Origin of the sequence: Aquimarina sp. ERC-38, from assembly GCF_026222555.1 — a bacterium.
Taxonomy (GTDB): Bacteria; Bacteroidota; Bacteroidia; order Flavobacteriales; family Flavobacteriaceae; genus Aquimarina.
Genome location: NZ_CP098511.1, coordinates 694,252 through 713,133, shown reverse-complemented (window position 1 = coordinate 713,133; position 18,882 = coordinate 694,252). Strand labels below are relative to the sequence as shown.

Genomic DNA, 18,882 nt, shown 5'->3' with positions numbered 1-18,882 from the left:
TTAAAAGTTATATATTTTGAAGAATAAAATAGCCTTTATCACCGGAGTAACCGGGCAGGATGGAGCATATTTAAGTGAACTTTTATTAAAAAAAGGATATACCGTTCACGGTTTAAAAAGAAGGTCATCATTATTTAATACTAATCGTATTGATGCTATTTACCAGGATCCTCACGTAGAAGACCGTAATTTTATACTACACTACGGGGATATGACGGATAGTACGAACCTGATACGTATCATACAAGAAGTTCAACCGGATGAAATTTACAATTTAGCGGCAATGAGCCACGTTCAGGTTTCTTTTGAGACTCCCGAATATACGGGTAATGCGGATGGTTTGGGAACGCTACGAATTCTTGATGCGGTTCGCTTGCTGGGTTTAGAGAAAAAAACACGGATATATCAGGCGTCCACATCAGAATTATATGGTAAAGTACAGGAAGTGCCGCAATCAGAAACTACTCCGTTTTATCCAAGAAGCCCTTATGCCGTAGCAAAAATGTATGCTTACTGGATTACGGTAAATTATCGGGAAGCTTATGGGATGTATGCCTGTAATGGCATTCTTTTTAATCATGAATCACCCATAAGAGGGGAAACTTTTGTTACCCGAAAGATTACCAGGGCAGTGTCGAGAATAGCTTTGGGTTTACAGGATAAATTCTACTTAGGGAATCTGGATGCACAACGAGACTGGGGTCATGCAAAGGACTATGTAGAGATGATGTGGATGATCTTACAGGCAGATGAACCTGAAGACTGGGTAATTGCTACAGGAAAAACTACAGCAGTAAGAGATTTTGTACGTTTTGCCTTTAAAGAAGTGGGTATTGAATTAGAATTTAAAGGAGAAGGAGTGGATGAAAAGGCGTATATAGCCTCCTGCTCTAATTCAGAATATGATTTACCAGTAGGTAAAGAGGTATTAAACGTGGATAAAAAATATTTTAGGCCTACAGAAGTGGATTTATTAATTGGAGACCCTTCTAAAGCTGAAAAAAAATTAGGATGGAAAGCTACGCATTCCTTAAGTGACCTGGTTGCAGATATGATGAAAAGTGATTTGGAATTAATGAAGAAGGATCAACATATTTTAGAAGGAGGTTATAAAATCCTGAATCAGTTCGAGTAGTATGAACAAAGAAGCAAAAATTTATATTGCAGGCCATAGAGGAATGGTAGGGTCTGCCATATGGCGTGCTTTACAGGCAAAAGGATATACAAATCTAGTGGGTCAAACCAGTAAAGAACTGGATCTCCGGGATCAGAAATCTGTGACTGATTTTATTACCAAAGAGAAACCGGACTGTATGATTAATGCTGCGGCAAAAGTGGGGGGCATACTAGCTAATAATAATTACCCCTATCAATTTATTATGGAGAATCTTCAGATTCAAAATAATCTAATCGATCAGGCTCATAAACAAGGGATTTCAAAATTTATATTTTTAGGGAGCTCCTGTATTTACCCTAAATTTGCACCACAACCTTTAAAAGAAGAGTATTTACTTACAGATTCATTAGAACCTACTAATGAGTGGTATGCTATTGCTAAAATTGCAGGGGTTAAAGCTTGTGAAGCGATACGAAAACAATATCAGAAAGATTTTGTTAGTTTGATGCCTACCAATTTATATGGTACCCACGACAATTTTGATTTAAAAACCTCTCATGTACTTCCGGCTATGATCCGAAAGTTTCACGATGCAAAAGAAAACGGACATAGTACAGTTACCCTTTGGGGAAGCGGAACACCGATGCGAGAATTCTTATTTGTAGATGATATGGCAGCATCTGTAGTATTTGCATTAGAAAATACGTTACCGGATCATCTATATAACGTAGGAACCGGATCTGATCTTACTATTAAAGATTTGGCCGAACTTATTCAAAAAGCAGTTGGACATCAAGGTAACATCGAATGGGATGCTTCAAAACCAGATGGAACACCTAAAAAATTAATGGATAGCTCTAAACTTAATAAAATAGGGTGGCAACCTGATGTCTCCTTAGAAGAAGGAATCGCAAAAACGTATGATTGGTTTTTAAAAAATCAACAAAGTTTTAAAGAAGTTCAAATTAATTAATTTGAACTTTTGTCATTTAATAGAGTTGGAATGTTCATAAAAAGCCTAAAAAACAACAAAGAATTACCTAAACTAATCAGCGTTGTTTTAGATCAGGCTTGTATGAGTATAACTACTTTATCAACGACCGTAGTTCTTGCACGTACCTATAGTAAAGAAAATTATGCGGATATTGTATTGCTTTTTACCATAGCGCTTTTTATTCTAGGTCTACAAAGTGCGGTAATCGTAAAACCTTTTGCAATTTCCAGAAACGACACGAAACACGACCCGAATTCGGTCAGAAAATCCTTTATTTTCACGCTTAATATTAAGTTTTTATTCACCTTCATTTTATTAATAGTTTTTCCAGTTCTTTATACCTTTTCTTTTGAGAATTGGGATAGCACTCAATTTCTTTTATTTCTACTCTACATTTTTTCCCATTCATCTTACTTTTTTATTCGAGAAATTATGCTGAGTCAAAGAAAAACCGTGCAAAATTTAAAATACGGACTTTTGTGTGCTACAGGTATCATTACTTTTTTAGCTTTTATTTATTTTAATCAAATTACTAATTTTACTATTTTTTTGTCAACAGCATCAGGTATTTACTTGCTGTTAACCGTAAGTTATTTCATTGCTAATTACAAAGGTGAGCTTATTACTAAAAAGGAATATTATCAATTGTGGGAAGGTAACTGGCGAATTGGGAAATGGTTATTAGGTTCTAATTTTCTTTTTCATGTCAGTACAAATATCTATCCTTGGTTGTTATTATATATTACTTCAAAAAATGATATTGCTATTTTAGGTGTTTTAATGAGTATTGCAGGTCTGGTGAACCCCTTACTTACCGCTTTGAGTTCTTATTTATTACCAATTTTTGTGGATATCAATAAGGACTACAAAAAAATCAAAAATGCTGTGGCAAAATGGATGCTACTTTTTGGATCTTTGGCGGCGCTATTAGTTATTTTCGGTTGTTTTTCAGGGCAGTTTTTAATTGCAACCTTATTCGGTAATAAATATGAAAATTTGGGTTGGCTTGTAGTACTTCCATTTGTAGTGCAAAGCATAAACATATTTTTTCAACCTTTTAAAATTGCATTAAATGCTATAAAACGTACAGATATTAATTTCTGGGTACTAATTCCTCGTAGTGTTATTGCGATTTCGCTGGGATATATAATGATTACAAAATTTGGATTATATGGTGTTTTTTATACGATGATTGTAGAAAACCTTGTTTATCAATTAATACATTTTGGTATTTATAGAAATATTATAGGTAAGGATCACCATTTACAACATTTTAAAGTATGAATATTTCTTTAAAAAATAGAAGAATGGTAACTTCCTTTACAGCAATATATTTATTGTTGGTGATTGTAAATTCTATCAAAGAATATACCCTTACTTTATTAATGGGAAGATACGGGAAATTAGTTTTTGCTATGATAACTATACCGATTCTGATACATATGGCTTCTCGCTATAAACAAAGGTTCAGATTTAAAAATAAAATAACCGGTATTGTGGTATTGAGTTTGGTTATTATCTTTTCGATTTACTATGTTTTAAGTACTGGAGATACGGAACGATTGCTATATAATTTAGCACTCCCGGTGTATTTATTGTTTTACTTTTTCCTTTCAAAAAATGTGTTGTTTGTAACTTATAAATTGGTAAAAGATGCTTTATACGGACATTCTAAAATATGGTTATTAACTATTTTTCAAAAAGTATTGTTTTTCAATCTTTTCTTTTGGTTTGCAATAGCTTTTGCTACTGGAATGAACATGGCAGATGAAGATGGCTTTGGAGGTTTTTTTCAGGATAAGGTACATTTTGGTTTATATACAGCAACCGGGTTTCTAGTTTGTTTTTATTTACGGTATAATAAGGTGAAAAGAGACCGTTCCATTTACAATTTGTTACAGCTTGCCATCTATGTCATGTTGGCTTTTGTAACTTCCAGAAATGCTTTGTTAATTATTTTTACTGCTGTTTTTTCCTATGTGGTAATTACAAAAGCTCAAAAAACGGTTTCGATTTTACTTTTGTTATTATTTCCTTTATCACTCTTTTATTTAGATACTTTTTTTTATAACGTTTCCGGAGATCAAATTAATTCTTTTTCCACCGGGAGATGGGAAATATGGCGTATCGCATGGGTGGAGATTGTAGATAAAGGTGTTTTTTTTGGAAGTGGTATTTTTAATATAAATAATACGGTCTTGTATAACAACCTGGGTACTGGTTTTCATTATCTAGATACTTTGGAGTTTCTATTTTTGCATTCCTCTTATTTGGAGATTTTGGCTGGTGGAGGTATGATCACTTTAATCCTTTTTTTAGTTATCGTAGTTTCTTCTTGGAATTTATTTTCTAATATGGATAAAGCAGTGATGATTGCCATACTTTTTGGTGGAATTGGAGAAAGTTACCTCGCTCAACCTTTTATGTTAATCTCGACGCTGTTCTATTTAATTTTGATTATAAATAATCATCAACTGGTGGTGAGAAACATGATGAGAAAAAAACAATTATTACCGAAAGAACCAAAATTAGAGGTTTATGCATAGTTCCAAAACCAAGTTATATCCAATTAGTCTCTTTACTTATAATAGAGCAGAAGAAACTAAAAAGGTTATTGAAGCATTGCAAAATAATTATCTCGCAGCCGCTTCTGATCTTTACATTTTTTCTGATGGACCTAAAAAAGAAACAGATATTGAAAAAGTTCAGGAAGTCCGGGCTTTTATAGCAGATATAGCTGGTTTTAATAGAGTAACGGTTTACAATGCCAAAAAAAATAAAGGGTTAGCTAATTCTATTATACAAGGAGTTACTAGAATCCTTGAAAATCATGAGGCAACAATAGTTCTGGAAGATGATCTTGTTACTTCAAGAAATTTTTTGGATTTTATGAATCAGGCCTTGGACTTTTATAAAGAGGATGCTTCTATATTTTCGGTATCGGGATATACCATGAATTTACCAAGTTTAACTAAAGACAAGGATTTTTATTTTGGAATACGAGCTTCTTCCTGGGGTTGGGGTGTTACCAAAAATGTTTGGCAAGAGGTAGACTGGAAGGTGCAATCCTATTCGGATTTTTTTAATAATAGGGAAAAACAAAAGCAATTTAATAAAGGAGGGAGTGATCTGACTCGTATGTTAAAAGCACAGATGGACGGAAAAATTGATTCCTGGGCGGTTAGATTTTGCTATGACCAGTTTAAAAAAAATATGATAACTGTCTTCCCTACGCAATCCAAACTGGTAAGTATAGGATTTAGTGAAGATGCTACTCATACAAGTGGTGTTACTAGATTTAATACCCCATTGGACACAAGTGATAAAAGAAATTTTTCTTTTAAAAAATACCAGCAGTTGGATAAGGTAATCACTAAAGAATTTGCTAATAAATTTTCAGTATACCTTCGGTTAAAAGATTTTATTCGTAGAAAATTATCGTATGTTGCCTAAGATTTTATTTATACTTCATCTACCTCCTCCTGTTCATGGTTCTTCCATGGTCGGTCAATATATTCATGATAGTCAACGTATTAATAACACCTTTAGAACGAGATTTGTTAATTTAGGCACCTCAAAATCTGTAGACGAAATAGGAGAAAAATCGTTTAAGAAATATGTCACTTATTTTAAAATTTTAAAAGAGATTTTTAAAATTTTAAAAAATGACCGTCCAGATAAGGTGTACTTAGCAATAACAGCAAAAGGTATTGCTTTATATAAGGACTGTTTTGTGGTAAGTCTTGTTAAATTTTTTAAAGTACCACTTATTATTCATTTTCATAATAAAGGTGTTAATAAATATCAAGATAAAATAATAGATAATCAGTTGTATAAATTTGTTTTTAAGGATTCAAAAATAATCTTACTATCCCATTGTCTGTATACAGATATAGCACGCTATGTGGATAAAAAAGATGTATACTACTGCCCGAATGGAATTCCTTATTTTTCTACGGAAGAGGTTAAAAGTCAAAAGAATAGTAAAATGATAAACCTCTTATTCTTGTCCAATCTCATAGCTTCAAAGGGTGTCTATGAGTTGATAGAAGCTTGTAATCTTCTTAAAGAAAGAAATCATAAGTTTACCTGTACAATTATTGGGGGTGAGGGAGACGTTTCTAGAGAACAACTTCAGGATAAAATTAAAGAGTTCAATCTACAAGAGGAGGTTTCTTATCTAGGTAAGAGATATGGTGCTGAAAAAGAAGATGCTTTTAGTAAAGCAGATGTATTTGTATTCCCTACTTTTTATCATAACGAATGTTTTCCTTTAGTTTTATTGGAAGCCATGCAATTTGGTTTGCCTGTGGTAAGTACAAATGAAGGTGGGATACCGGATATTATAGAAGAGGGAACAACTGGTTATATTGTTACTAAAAATGATGTTGAAATGCTAACGGATCGTATAGAATTATTTATTAAACGCCCGGAACTTGTTTTAGAAATGGGAGCTAAGGCAAAGAAAATATTTTATGAAAAGTATACTTTAGAGACTTTTGAAAACAGATTAACCAAAATATTAGAAATTGCTTGAACGGAAGTGAAAATTAAAATAATATATAAATGGTTTTAGAAGATGAAAAAAGTACCTCCGGAAATTGGAACTTGATCCCGGGTTACGTTAGTGGTATTCCAGTTCATTCTTTTGATAGAAAACAAGTTCTTGAAATAATCAAAGAAGGAATTGAGCACGACCGGGCGAAGCGTCATATTTGTATTACTAATACGGAATCTATGTATTATGCTAAACGAGTGGCAGCTCATTTAGAATTTATAAATACATCAACCTTATCTTTATGTGATGGTATTGGTTCTGTGATTGCGGGTAAATTTCAGGGTCAGAAAATTACTCGTTTTAATGGTCCTGATCTTTTATTAGCCTGTGCGGAATATGGGCAAAAACTGGGGTGGCGACATTATTTTTGCGGAGGAAAAGAAGGAGTGGCGGATAAATTAGCTACCAACTTAAAAAACAAGTATCCTGAAATGAAGGTTGCAGGTACTTTTTGCCCTCCTTTTAGAAAAACAAGTGAAGAAGAAAATCAAACGATGCTAGATAATATTAATAATTCTCAGGCAGATATTATTTGGGTAGGATTGGGTTTATTAAAACAGGAAAGCTGGATTGCTCAATATAAAGAGAAGCTTAATGTGCCTTGGTCAGTTGGAGTAGGGGCAGCTTTTGACTTTTATGCAGGAACCGCTAAACGTGCTCCGGCAGTATTTAGAAAAGCCGGATTTGAATGGTTGTATCGACTTATTTTAGAACCCAGAATGTTCAAACGAAATTTAAACAGTTATCACTTCATGTTTTCGGCAATCAGAGATGGTATTACTAAAAAATATAAAACAAATAGTAAATGAAAAATATCGGACTTATAGGTATCGGTAAAATGGGGTTATCCCACCTGGCTATTGCAAATCAAACTCCGGGCATTAAAGTGGAAGCAATCTGTGATACTTCAAAACAACTGTTAAGAGTTATTGAAAAAAACACTAGTTTCCAATGTTTTACGGATTATAAAGCAATGATTAAAAAGTGTTCATTAGATGGAGTCATGATTTTGACCCCTAATTCATTTCATTATGACATTGCGCAATATTGCCTCGATCAAGGTCTGGATATATTTGTTGAGAAACCCTTGACTTTGAATTATTCCACTAGTAAAAAACTGGTTGCAAGTGCTAGTAATCAAAATAGAAAAGGGCAAGTAGGATACGTAAATAGATATAATCCTGTATTCCAAAGAGTAAAAACTATGATTGATGGGGGGGTGATCGGGAACGTAACTAATTATATTAATAAAATGACTGGTGGCGTGGTACTTAAAGAAAATAAAGGCTGGCGTAACGACTATGCAAAAGGTGGTGGTTGTTTACACGATTATGGTCCACATTGCTTTGATCTGTCTACGTATTTATTTGGTACGGATGTAAAGGTCACCTCTGCGGTTTTAAAAAAAATCTTTTCTACAAATGTTGATGATGCAGTCTATGCAACCCTCATTCACAAAGATCAAGTTGCAGGGGTTAATTATATCAACTGGTCTGATAGTTCGGTAAGAAAAGCTACTAATAATGTCGAAATATTCGGAGATAAAGGTAAAATTACCGCAGGCAAGCAAGAGGTAAGCGTTTTTTTAAATAGTGCAAATCCTAAAATGGAGCTTCAAAAAGGCTGGAATCAATTATATATAACTGATGAAAACCTTGATGTTGCGTATTACTTGCGAGGAGAAGATTTTTCAAGGCAACTTGAAGATTTTTCAGACTTATTAAATGGTAATATTTTAGAGTCAAGAGCATCCCTGTCTGACGCCAGTATTACGGATAGAATAATAGAAGAAATTAAAAGTTTGAGTGGTAAGTTATTATGATAGATAAAGTAATTTTTGGAGACAATCAGTTTTTTGGAGTAAATCATATGTCTGAACAAACTGCAATTAAGCAGGCTCAACGGTTTAGAACTTCGGAGGAGATTTATAAAACGTTAGAGTATGTAAATGATATAGGAATTAAAAGTTTTATGTTCACTACTCATAATCAGTTAGAACCAGTGTTCGATAAGATGAAGGGCAACCCGAAATTCAAAGATTTTAAGTTGTATCCTAGTATGCCGTACGCGCATAAATATGCGGCAGCTCTGGTTGAGTCAGGACCTTTAGAATTGATAAATAAGTTTACTCCAGGTAATAAACTTATTTCTGGATTAAAAGGTGTAGGGTCTTTAATTAGTGCAAACCCAGTTCCCATTATGCAATTATTAGTAGATTCAGAAATGAAATTGCTAAAGGGAATGAATGTTCAAGGTATCTTTCTTTTGAACATTGTGACTGACCTTTTAATAGGATTGGGAATGCATAACATACTAGGAGAGTATGTAAGTTATGTAGATAAAAAATACGGGGTAAAAGCCGGATTTTTCACAATGAACTACACCAAGTTACACAATATTTTAGTAAATGAGCTAGGAATAGATAATCCAATTATTGTAAGTAATATCAATAAGATTGGATTTAGAATGAATCCTTCTAAAGATGAGGTGGAACATAAACTGCGAGAACAAAATAGTTTTAATATTGCCATGTCTTTCCTTGCCTCCGGAGCTATTCGACCAAGAGAGGCCTGTGATTATGTTGCACAAACTAAAGGAGTGAATGCAGTACTGTTTGGGGCGTCCACGCCCGCACATATTTTGGAAACTAAAGAAATGCTTGAAAAATCCTTATAACGTGATGAAAACCATCGACTTAAAAAAAGTATTTCGGACAATACTTTTAGTATTATGCCTGCAATCTTGCGTTAGTAAGAAAGATATCATCTATTTACAAGATAGTAGCTTTTTTAAAGAAGATAGTATTCTTTATGATCAGGTACTCATACAACCTGATGATATTTTAAGTATTGTAGTTAGTGCTTCCGTCCCTGAAACCACAATACCGTACAATAAACAAAGTTCAACCCAAGCCATAAATGTCAATCTGGAAGTTCTTAAGATACAAGGATATCTGGTATCAAATTACGGAACTATTGATTTTCCCATCCTTGGTCGGATGAATGCAGCAGGTAAAAGTATGAATGAAATGAAAATTTTTATCGAGGAAGAATTAAAAAGTGGAGGTCATATCACTGACCCCGTAGTAAGTATTCGAATGCTAAATGCGAAATTTACAGTATTAGGAGAAGTAAAGTTACCAGGAACTTACACCTATACTGAAGAAAATATTTCTTTGTTGCAGGCGTTAGGATATGCAGGTGACCTCACGATCAATGGAAAACGAAATAACGTAAAAGTCATTCGGGAACGTAATGGGAAAAGGTCTATAGAGGAGATTGATCTTACTTCAGCTGATTGGTTTAAAAGCCCTTATTATTTTGTGAAACCTAACGATGTTATTGTAGTAAGCCCTAATACGGCTAAGGTAAAAAGTGCTGGTATTATTGGTAATGCAAGTACGGTATTAACTATTGCTTCTCTAATTTTAAGTTCGGTTATTTTAATAACAAATATAAAATGAAAGAGAATTATTACGTAGTTGATGAAAATGAGAATAATAATTCTTTTAATATTAAAGAAGTTATTAATAAATACCTGCATTATTGGCCTTGGTTTGCCGGTTCGCTTTTAATTGCGATTGTGATTGCTTTTCTTTACTTTAGATATGCTCCAACGGTATATGCAACTGAAGCCAAAATTAAGATTATTGACGATAGTAATGAGTTGGATATTGCGAATGAAGCACTATCAATTCTAGGTGGAGGATCAAATATTAATTTGGATAATGAGATTGAAGTTTTACAATCCTATAAGTTACTTGAACAGGTAGTATCATCCCTCAATTTAGATATTAGGTATTACGAAGTAGGTAATATAAAAACAAGAAGAATTTTTAAACCACCCTTTAAGGTAGTAAAATTATTTCCTGATAAAAAACTAAAAAAAAGCATTACATATAAAATAGATTTGGCAGTAGAAACCCCTGTTATTAGTAATAGTGAAGGTATTAAAGAAGTAATTCACAAGTCTATTCTTACAAGTAGTAAGTTTTCCTATCCCGTGCAGATTCAAATAGAAAAGGATTTTGAACTTGAAGATTTTAATAGTTCGGTCTTTGAAGTTAAGATAATTACTAAAAAAGAAGCTGTATTAAACCTTCTAAAAGATTTAAAGGTAAAACCCACAACAAAAAATAGTGAGGTGCTTTCTATTAGTTTACAGAGTGACAGCCCCGAACTTTCTGAAGCAGTTTTGGATGAAATTATAGTGAAATTTGATCAGGATGGTATTTTAGATCGTCAGCTAGTTTCTAAGCGTACCATAGATTTTATAGACGAACGTTTTGGTTATTTAACCGATGAATTGGATTCTATTGAATCAGGTAAAAAGGATTTTAAACAATCAAATAATCTTTCTTATATAGAGGCAGATGCTGGGTTGACTATGCAAAAGAAGTCCGAAACAGAAAGAGAAGTCTTTGCTCTAGAGACACAAGTAGCACTTTCTGATTTATTAAAGAAAAATTTAAGTAAGGATAATACTATAGGATTACTTCCTGCTGATATAGGTTTGGAGAGTAATAGTATTAATAATCTGGTGTCAGAATATAATGTAATCGCTTTACAAAGAGAAAAATTAAATGCGAGTGCTGGAAGTAATAATCCTACAGTTAAGGTATTGACTGATCAGCTTGAACGGTTTAAAAGAAACATTATCACTACTGTAGATTCTTATCAGGATCAGCTTGAGGTTTCACTCAATCAATTAAAAAGAGAAAATTATCGTGCGGGTAGTGTATTCTCTAAATTACCTGAGAAAGAAAAAATGCTTCGAGCTATAGAGAGACAACAAAGTATTAAAGAAAATTTATTTTTATTATTACTTCAAAAAAGAGAGGAAGCAGCAATAACTTATGCAGTGACCGCTCCATCAATCAAAGTGGTAGATTATGGTCTTACTGGTAAAAAACCAATATCGCCTAAGAAGCCTATTATATTAATTGCTTCTGTGTTTTTAGGTCTTGCTATTCCTTTTATTATTTTATTCCTTAGATTTTCATTAGATACTAAAGTCGAAAATAAAACAGATCTTGAAAAATTAGCTCTGGGGATTCCGATTTTAGCAGAAATTCCTTCACTAGAAAACCCAGATAGTTTTTTTACTACGAATGAAAGATCAGTAAAAGCAGAATCCTTCCGTATTTTAGGGAGTAATGTTAATTATTTGCTTCCAAAAAAAGTTGAGAATAAGGGCAGTGTAATTTATGTAACATCCTCGATAAAAGGAGAAGGTAAAACATTAATTGCACTTAATTTATCCATAGCAATTTCTAGTTTAAAAAAGAATGTATTACTAGTCGGTGCAGATCTTCGGAATCCGCAGTTACATAATTATTTTCAGATTGATAAGAATGTATTAGGTTTATCTAATTATTTACACAACACAAATATAAAATGGAATAATTGCATTCAGAATATAGTGAAAGATAATAATTATCTAGATATATGTTTTAGTGGGCCAATTCCTCCAAACGCTACTCAATTACTGGCAAGTGAACGTTACGGCAGTTTTCTGGAATTAGCTAAGGATAATTATGATTTTGTAATTATAGATACTGCCCCTCTAGCGTTAGTTGCAGATACTTTATTAATTTCTGATTTTGCAAATATCACTTTATGTATAACCCGTGCTGCTTTTACCGATAAGCAGTTAATTAAATTTTCCAAAGGCTTAAGCGAGGATAATAAGCTCAAAAATATGGCCTATATTCTAAATGATGTTAAATTTAAAAAACGTGGAGGCTATAATTATGGTTACGAATATGGTTATGGTGCTTTACATTCAAACAAGAAATAACTATTCTGCTGTTTGATTTACTTAGGGTTACAAGACTACAGGGAGCCTACAAAAATTTAACAATTACACAAACTCTTTAATCATGAATCGATATCTAAGTACAAAAATCGAAGCAATATCCTTTCTTCTTATTGTAATGATTGTCTATCTTCATTCTTATAGTATTGAAATAAAATATAAAACTGAATCAGAAAAACTAGAAAGAGGGTATAATCTTTTTATTCAGGAGTTTATTAGTAATGGACTCTGTCGGGTAGCATTACCAATTTTTTTTATGATTTCAGGATATTTATTGTTTATAAACCTCAGAAGATTTGACTTCGATATTTACCATTATAAAGTTAAGAAAAGACTTCGAACAATATTATTACCGTACTTTTTATGGTCGTTATATGGTATTTTATTATATTTAGGATTACAATCAATTCCTTTTGCTGCTAACTTCTTTACGAATCAACCAATTGTAGAATATTCTAAAGAAGATTTTTTGTATACTCTATTAATAAATCCTATATCTTATCCTATTTGGTTTTTAAGAGACTTATTTATTTTAGTAATAATAGCTCCAGTCTTATATTATTTATTAAAATATTATGGATTAAAGATTATTATTTTACTATTATTAACCTGGGTTTTTGAGATAGATCTAATAATTGTAAAATTTAAATCTCTTCCTTTTTTTGCTATTGGAATGTGGTTGGCTATTTCTGAACCAAATTATCTTTTACGTAATTTAAGTAAAAAATCTTGGTTATTTACTTTAAGTTGGATATTACTACTTTATATAAAAACAACTGTTTTCTACTACAGAGGAAATGAAGATATACTATTACTAATACATAAGGTTAGTGTAATAATTGGTATCATATCATTATGGTCATTATTTGATATGCTTTTTTTAAACAGGAATATTGTTTCTAGTAGAATTTATCCTCTATTTAAATTCGCTTTTTTTATATTTGTATTTCATGAACCTATCTTGACTATTATAAAAAAAGGATTATACTTTATCCTGGGGTATTCTCAGTTAAAGGCACTAATGATCTATTTTATAGCGCCTATACTAACTATAATTATTTGTTTAATTGTTGCAGTAGGTTTAAAAAAATTATCTCCTAAATTTTATAAAATACTTACAGGAAACCGATAGATAAAATTTCCATAAAATAGCATGTAAGTGAATAAACTTGTAGTTGGTTATCATTTTTAGCAACTATGTTTATTTCAATATTAACGTAAAAGCTAGGTAGCTATTTAGTCGTTAATTCCTTAAGAGTGCCATATTTTTAATTAAAAATAGCTTTAAGATAATACACTCATAGACTATAACTAAGAAAATACATTGTAATTTATGAAAGTATTAAAATTTGAATCGTATGAATAATTAAAATACTAAATTCAAAAGACCTACAATAAAGACTGTATTGTGTTAGTCCTTTGTATGTAAATAACAATTAATATTAATGTATTAAAATCCTTTTATTAAGTAATTTCTTACCGGATTTTAGTACTACATTATAGTATCCAACTCTTAAGGTAGAAGTTTCAATTTTTAAATTAGGTGTTCCTAACTCTTTTTTAAATTTTTTTTCAAGTATTAATTGTCCGTATAAATCGTAAATATATAAGATATTCATTCTACGAAAAATGTCATTTAAAGTTATTGTAATATCTTGATTCTTATTTGCCGGGTTAGGAAAAACTATCATCTGTTGTTCTTCAATTGGTGAAGATAGCTTCAGTTCTTCAGTATTGTAAGAATTATCAGCAGATTTATTGGTTGTTTTATTTCCAAAAGCTCTAAATTCAACTAAATGTACATCGGTTTTTACAGAACTATAGTAAATACGAACCCTGATATAACGTCCCGTTTTATTGGTAAGTTTAAAGGTAACACCTTCTTTAGTAGCTCTCTCTTTATTGGTTTTTTGAGCAATTTGTCTCCAGGTTTGTTTGTCAAAAGAGCTTTCAATTACAAAATTATAGTACCTGTCATCTCCGTAGTAATTTATAATGGTAACAGCAGATAAATCATAGGTATCCTTTAGGTCAACTATCCACCAATCAGAAAAGGAATTACTTGCCCATCTGTTATTAAAGTCAACGTTATTGTCTACCGCGTTCATACTATAATTTTGCTGAAAAGTGTTAGAGGCCTCAGTAGGTTTAAACAAAGCTATATTCATTTTATTATCTTTATCGTCATCGATTGGTTTTGGTAAAGTTTTCTTACGAAGAGGGTGAGGATATACAAACGGTATGTACTCTGGTTTCTTAAATAGAAAATAATCCCTTCCTTTCTTGACGGAAGCTTCACAATTATTAGCTACTCCATCATTTGTAAATTTTAGATGATCGTTCTTATCGTTATTCCAGATATATAAAGATCTGATTTGATTTATTCCAGGATAAGTACCACATGAAAATCCTTCTGTCCATAATTCGATAGTTCTGTAAATTGAGGTAGATGAGGTATTGTTAAAAATAACTCCATCCCCTCCTCGTATTCCGATAGCTGTGCGGGCTTTTGACTCCATGTTGGATTCGGTGTAGAATTTATTATTATAAATTTCGTAACTCCTTGAACCTATTGGAGAGGATGATTTTCCATGGGCATCAGCCATCGAAAAATTCCTAACCTTATTGGTATGCTTTACATCATTATATCTGAAAACATATTTCGAACCGTTATTAGAAGCAACATGATGACGATTTCCGGAAAAATAGTTGTCTTCGATAAAAACCGCATTTTTTGTGCCTAATTCCAGATTAGTCCAGGTGCCATTTCCATTCACAACAATACCATATCCATAATTTTGCACATTCGAATGATAATTGTCAATAAATTCATTGTTGAAAATAACTCCTTTCTGGACACTCTTCTCTCCTATACGGTCATTAACTGTAATTGCGTAATTAGCAAAGTTTTCAAAACGACAATTATAAACTTTAAAACTGGTGCAACCTTTAACAAAGTCAATGCCTCTACTTAATCGTCCGTATTCTTTATCTTTATAAAAGTATCCTCCGATAAATGTTATGTCACTTAACTCACTGGCTTTATTGTTAGAACCATCAAAAATAATAAAGGGAACTTGTGAAGCCTGTGCTCGTTTTAAAAGGGTTTGATCTTTACCACTTCCTTTAATACTAATACCACCTGGAACTGTAATTCCTTGTCCGTAATACCAATTTTCGGTACCACTTGGTAATTTGACAACATCTCCTGGTACTGCTAGTTTGACTGCTTTCTTCACATCCTTATATTTAAGAGATTTAGCTATTATTTCTTTAGAGTAGGTGTCAAAAGTGTTGATAAGTAAAAATAGTAATAGAATAGTTTTAAGTGGTTTTTTTTGAAAATTTTTCATTGGGGATTTTTTTGTTTGAGTTGATTATTCAATTCATAACAACAATAATATCAGAGATGGTAAACAGATTAAGCTTATTATGTAAACAATAATTGGTTAACACCTTTAAAATATTACTATTAAGTAATTTATATTCTTATTTATAAAGTGTTAAAATAGAAAGAGTGGAAAGTAGAAAATTTTAAGAAGTAAAGAAATGATTTGGTATGCATTATTAACTAGAAAAAAAGACAAATCGTATTTATGTATATGTTAAAGTTGTTTATAACTAGTAAATTGATTTAAACAAAGCTGTTTTCAAATCACAAAAATTTAAATGCCATTTTGATCAACCTTAAATAAGTTTAGATAACACTAAGAATAAATATGTTAAATAAATAGGTTTTAAAAATTATTTTATATTTAAACAACTAATGAATACTGTTTAAATCGCTTTTTAAATTTCTAACTTAAAATTACAAACTTAATTTGTCTCTATTTCTATAAAATTGACCTAGGTAATTATTTGTACTAGAATGTTATATGTTGTAAATGGCTGGATAAAAGAGGTTGTTTATTTAAAGACATTAATGGTAAAGTAATATACAACAAAGTTTTTTCTGCTAATCAAGAATTAATTAAAGTGCCAGTTTCTAAATTACAAATTGACAGAGGTGTATTTATAGTAAAATTGGAAAACAGTCAATGGAATTATACTGAAAAGATAATTGTTCAATAAGTGACAATTTGTATAAAAATAAAGCCTTTATAAATATAATTGTATTTATAAAGGCTTTGTTCAATCGCTATAGTGAGTATTTACTTAATAAACTTCATGTCTTTCCGTTCACTATTAGAATCTAACAATAAAGTATAGGTACCGGGAGAAAGAAGTGAGGTATCAACTTTATAATCTATTAATTGCCCGTTTGATACTGTTCTTCCGGATATATCAATAACAGTATAAAAAGAATCTGAATAGTTCCAGTTCTGTATTTGTAAAAGATTAGTTACCGGATTCGGAAAGACAACTACATTGTTAGAAATAGAATTAGATAGTGTTGGATCAGAAGCTTTTGTAACTGGACATTTGCCGTTAGGACACATTTCTAAAAATATACTGGAGTCATCTGAATCTTTTGGTTTTACTTCTATGGTATTGTTTCTAAAGGTAAAGGGAAAAGGAGCTTTTACCGCTATTAAGTTAATACCTACATCAGTTCGGTTTGCTTCAGTGATTAACTTGTTACTGTCAAAAAGTGTGTTAGTACCTAAATTATTTTTACTTTGAAAAAAAGTAGGTTGTGTAGCTAAATTATTAACTGATTTTTTATCTAAGGTATTATTAATCAACTGCAATTTATTTGTAGTAGAACCATCATCCAAAACCATAAAAGCTATATTATCATCGTCGATGACTTGATCATAAACGGTAATGGTATTATCCTCTACTAACATATCTTCAATTATAGATTTCCTGGAAAAACCTATAATAGATTTCACTTTTCTTGTTATTTTTCTGGAATCCATAATTCCTTGTTGATTTTCAATAATTCTAAAATTGTTAAAGATATGTGACACTATTTCTCTATCAGCTTCATCTTTAACCGTAACAAAATCAAAGTTGGAGTTGGTAAGTTTATTTTTGGTAATCTTTGCATTTTGATTAAAAGATTTACATACAATTCTTCCGTTAGTAAAAGTATTTTTCTGAATAATAGCTCCATTGGTTCGATCAAGTCCTAAAACCCCTCCGTTTCCAAAATCCCAATTCGAATCCATTAAAACATTGTTGTTTTCAAATAATGCTCCCAGAACATAATCACCTTCTTTACTTAAGTCAACCTTCTTTGCTTCAAAAATTTGAAATGCAACCATATAAGTCCTATCACGGGCTGGTGCGGTATTAATATCACCCTCTTCAAAATTCCTAAAGGTATTACTGATTATTTTAACATTAGATGCAGTAGCCTTAATCCATCTACGGGTGGCATTTGCTATATAATTGCCAGATATTACAGTAGTAGTAGAATTAATGTATTGATGATTATTTTGAGCTATTTGTATTACATCACCATCTTCTGCAATAACATTAGTAAGCTTATTATCTTTTATACTTACGTTGCTATTAGGACTTGATGTTCGCCAATAAACTCGTACTGCCCTAGCAGTACCTGGTCCATCTCCTATTTCATTATTATTTTTAGCTTTTATATTGTTAATGTTAGAATTTTCAAGGAGAATATCTACTGGTTTGAATTTAATTTCAAAATGAATACCGTAAGCAGCATCTATCTCATTATAGAAATTGCTTAATTTCAAATTATTACCATTAAAACTACTACTTACCCAAATACCACCAGCACTGTTTTCTTCACCGTCAATTTCAAGATTTTCAATAGATACTTTAGAAAATAAATTATCAAATTGGAGAGCAGGACTATTAGCAAAACCAGCAGTAATAATTTTCGCGTTATTTCCTTCAATATGAATAATACCTAGTCGATCTATAAGAACAGGTGTTCCTAAAAAATAAGTTCTATATCTTCTTAATTCTACTTTTTCGGAAGTCTTAAAAGTATTTAATAAAGCTTCTGAATCATCTGTACTACCATCTCCTCTTGCACCATACCACTCAGGAAAGAATGTTTTTTTATAAAGGTTCTTAAAAATAATAGTATTGGTAAAGGTTCTATTCGTTTTATCCGTTGAGATGGTAAAATCACTTCCGGCAATAGTTCCGTTTTTAAAAATACCACCAGCAGGCTTTATAATAATTCCAGGAGCAATATTTAACGTTTTTCCAAATAAGTTAAAACTCTTATTGACTAGTATAGTCTTTCCGCTATTAGCAGGATCTTCTAACTGATCTAATGAGGTTAAACTAATTTCTTGCGAAAAAGTCGAATAACTGAATAGGATAAAAGTGCATAATAATGACACTTTAAAAAGTGATGTAATTTTCTTCATAAGGTAGTTTTTATTATAGCAAAGTTCATCTTTGATACTTATAATTTAGTATTTGATAGCTTTATATTGTTACTTATAAAATTCATAAATATTA

At 31.5% G+C, this 18,882-nt stretch carries 15 protein-coding genes; 13 read left to right on the top strand and 2 right to left on the bottom strand.

The features are described from left to right. Positions 1-16 precede the first annotated feature (16 nt). The 12 genes from gmd (at position 17) to NBT05_RS03035 (ending at position 13,618) form a co-directional block, all read left to right on the top strand. Entirely contained in the window at positions 17-1,135 is a 1,119-nt protein-coding gene (gene gmd, locus NBT05_RS03090) for a GDP-mannose 4,6-dehydratase (RefSeq protein WP_265771972.1), read from the top strand. Position 1,136: 1 nt separating this feature from the next. Further along, complete coding sequence (locus tag NBT05_RS03085) at positions 1,137-2,090, top strand: GDP-L-fucose synthase family protein (protein ID WP_265771971.1); 954 nt, start codon at positions 1,137-1,139, stop codon at positions 2,088-2,090. A 30-nt stretch (positions 2,091-2,120) separates the two neighbouring features. Continuing rightward, positions 2,121-3,395: a lipopolysaccharide biosynthesis protein gene (locus NBT05_RS03080; RefSeq protein WP_265771970.1), complete on the top strand. Its 1,275-nt coding sequence runs from the start codon at positions 2,121-2,123 to the stop codon at positions 3,393-3,395. Beyond that, positions 3,392-4,657, top strand: a complete 1,266-nt coding sequence (locus NBT05_RS03075; RefSeq protein ID WP_265771969.1) for an O-antigen ligase family protein — start codon at positions 3,392-3,394, stop codon at positions 4,655-4,657. Before NBT05_RS03080 ends, NBT05_RS03075 begins: the two co-directional genes overlap by 4 nt. Next, positions 4,650-5,564: a glycosyltransferase gene (locus NBT05_RS03070; RefSeq protein WP_265771967.1), complete on the top strand. Its 915-nt coding sequence runs from the start codon at positions 4,650-4,652 to the stop codon at positions 5,562-5,564. The genes NBT05_RS03075 and NBT05_RS03070 overlap by 8 nt, the downstream gene beginning before the upstream one ends. Beyond that, entirely contained in the window at positions 5,554-6,648 is a 1,095-nt protein-coding gene (locus tag NBT05_RS03065) for a glycosyltransferase family 4 protein (RefSeq protein WP_265771966.1), read from the top strand. The genes NBT05_RS03070 and NBT05_RS03065 overlap by 11 nt, the downstream gene beginning before the upstream one ends. A 29-nt stretch (positions 6,649-6,677) precedes the next feature. Then, complete coding sequence (locus tag NBT05_RS03060) at positions 6,678-7,478, top strand: WecB/TagA/CpsF family glycosyltransferase (RefSeq protein WP_265771965.1); 801 nt, start codon at positions 6,678-6,680, stop codon at positions 7,476-7,478. Next, complete coding sequence (locus NBT05_RS03055; RefSeq protein WP_265771963.1) at positions 7,475-8,491, top strand: Gfo/Idh/MocA family protein; 1,017 nt, start codon at positions 7,475-7,477, stop codon at positions 8,489-8,491. Before NBT05_RS03060 ends, NBT05_RS03055 begins: the two co-directional genes overlap by 4 nt. Then, on the top strand, positions 8,488-9,345 hold the full coding sequence (locus tag NBT05_RS03050) for a hypothetical protein (RefSeq protein WP_265771962.1): 858 nt from the start codon (positions 8,488-8,490) through the stop codon (positions 9,343-9,345). The genes NBT05_RS03055 and NBT05_RS03050 overlap by 4 nt, the downstream gene beginning before the upstream one ends. A gap of 4 nt (positions 9,346-9,349) precedes the next feature. After that, positions 9,350-10,132, top strand: coding sequence for a polysaccharide biosynthesis/export family protein (locus NBT05_RS03045; RefSeq protein WP_265771961.1), 783 nt, complete (start codon positions 9,350-9,352; stop codon positions 10,130-10,132). Beyond that, entirely contained in the window at positions 10,129-12,468 is a 2,340-nt protein-coding gene (locus NBT05_RS03040; RefSeq protein ID WP_265771960.1) for a GumC family protein, read from the top strand. The genes NBT05_RS03045 and NBT05_RS03040 overlap by 4 nt, the downstream gene beginning before the upstream one ends. Positions 12,469-12,550: 82 nt before the next feature. Further along, positions 12,551-13,618, top strand: a complete 1,068-nt coding sequence (locus tag NBT05_RS03035; protein ID WP_265771959.1) for an acyltransferase family protein — start codon at positions 12,551-12,553, stop codon at positions 13,616-13,618. 310 nt (positions 13,619-13,928) lie between these two features. On the opposite strand, the gene NBT05_RS03030 is transcribed toward NBT05_RS03035, so the two are convergent. Beyond that, a complete protein-coding gene (locus tag NBT05_RS03030) occupies positions 13,929-15,839 on the bottom strand; it encodes a discoidin domain-containing protein (RefSeq protein WP_265771958.1) in 1,911 nt (636 codons plus the stop codon). A gap of 622 nt (positions 15,840-16,461) precedes the next feature. Here NBT05_RS03030 and NBT05_RS18430 point away from each other — a divergent pair. Continuing rightward, the gene (locus NBT05_RS18430) at positions 16,462-16,557 is read left to right on the top strand and encodes a hypothetical protein (protein WP_416346185.1); all 96 of its coding nucleotides are present in this window, start codon (positions 16,462-16,464) and stop codon (positions 16,555-16,557) included. Between the two features lie 80 nt (positions 16,558-16,637). Here the strand turns inward: NBT05_RS18430 and NBT05_RS03025 are convergent, their stop codons facing one another. Further along, positions 16,638-18,788, bottom strand: coding sequence for a T9SS type A sorting domain-containing protein (locus tag NBT05_RS03025; protein ID WP_265771957.1), 2,151 nt, complete (start codon positions 18,786-18,788; stop codon positions 16,638-16,640). Positions 18,789-18,882 lie beyond the last annotated feature (94 nt).

Bases quoted from the DNA above. Each gene is read 5' to 3' on its own strand.
- NBT05_RS03085 (WP_265771971.1), top strand. From the start codon at position 1,137: ATGAACAAAGAAGCAAAAATTTATATTGCAGGCCATAGAGGAATGGTA.
- NBT05_RS03080 (WP_265771970.1), top strand. From the start codon at position 2,121: ATGTTCATAAAAAGCCTAAAAAACAACAAAGAATTACCTAAACTAATC.
- NBT05_RS03075 (WP_265771969.1), top strand. From the start codon at position 3,392: ATGAATATTTCTTTAAAAAATAGAAGAATGGTAACTTCCTTTACAGCA.
- NBT05_RS03070 (WP_265771967.1), top strand. From the start codon at position 4,650: ATGCATAGTTCCAAAACCAAGTTATATCCAATTAGTCTCTTTACTTAT.
- NBT05_RS03065 (WP_265771966.1), top strand. From the start codon at position 5,554: ATGTTGCCTAAGATTTTATTTATACTTCATCTACCTCCTCCTGTTCAT.
- NBT05_RS03060 (WP_265771965.1), top strand. From the start codon at position 6,678: ATGGTTTTAGAAGATGAAAAAAGTACCTCCGGAAATTGGAACTTGATC.
- NBT05_RS03055 (WP_265771963.1), top strand. From the start codon at position 7,475: ATGAAAAATATCGGACTTATAGGTATCGGTAAAATGGGGTTATCCCAC.
- NBT05_RS03050 (WP_265771962.1), top strand. From the start codon at position 8,488: ATGATAGATAAAGTAATTTTTGGAGACAATCAGTTTTTTGGAGTAAAT.
- NBT05_RS03045 (WP_265771961.1), top strand. From the start codon at position 9,350: ATGAAAACCATCGACTTAAAAAAAGTATTTCGGACAATACTTTTAGTA.
- NBT05_RS03040 (WP_265771960.1), top strand. From the start codon at position 10,129: ATGAAAGAGAATTATTACGTAGTTGATGAAAATGAGAATAATAATTCT.
- NBT05_RS03035 (WP_265771959.1), top strand. From the start codon at position 12,551: ATGAATCGATATCTAAGTACAAAAATCGAAGCAATATCCTTTCTTCTT.
- NBT05_RS03030 (WP_265771958.1), bottom strand. From the start codon at position 15,839: ATGAAAAATTTTCAAAAAAAACCACTTAAAACTATTCTATTACTATTT.
- NBT05_RS03025 (WP_265771957.1), bottom strand. From the start codon at position 18,788: ATGAAGAAAATTACATCACTTTTTAAAGTGTCATTATTATGCACTTTT.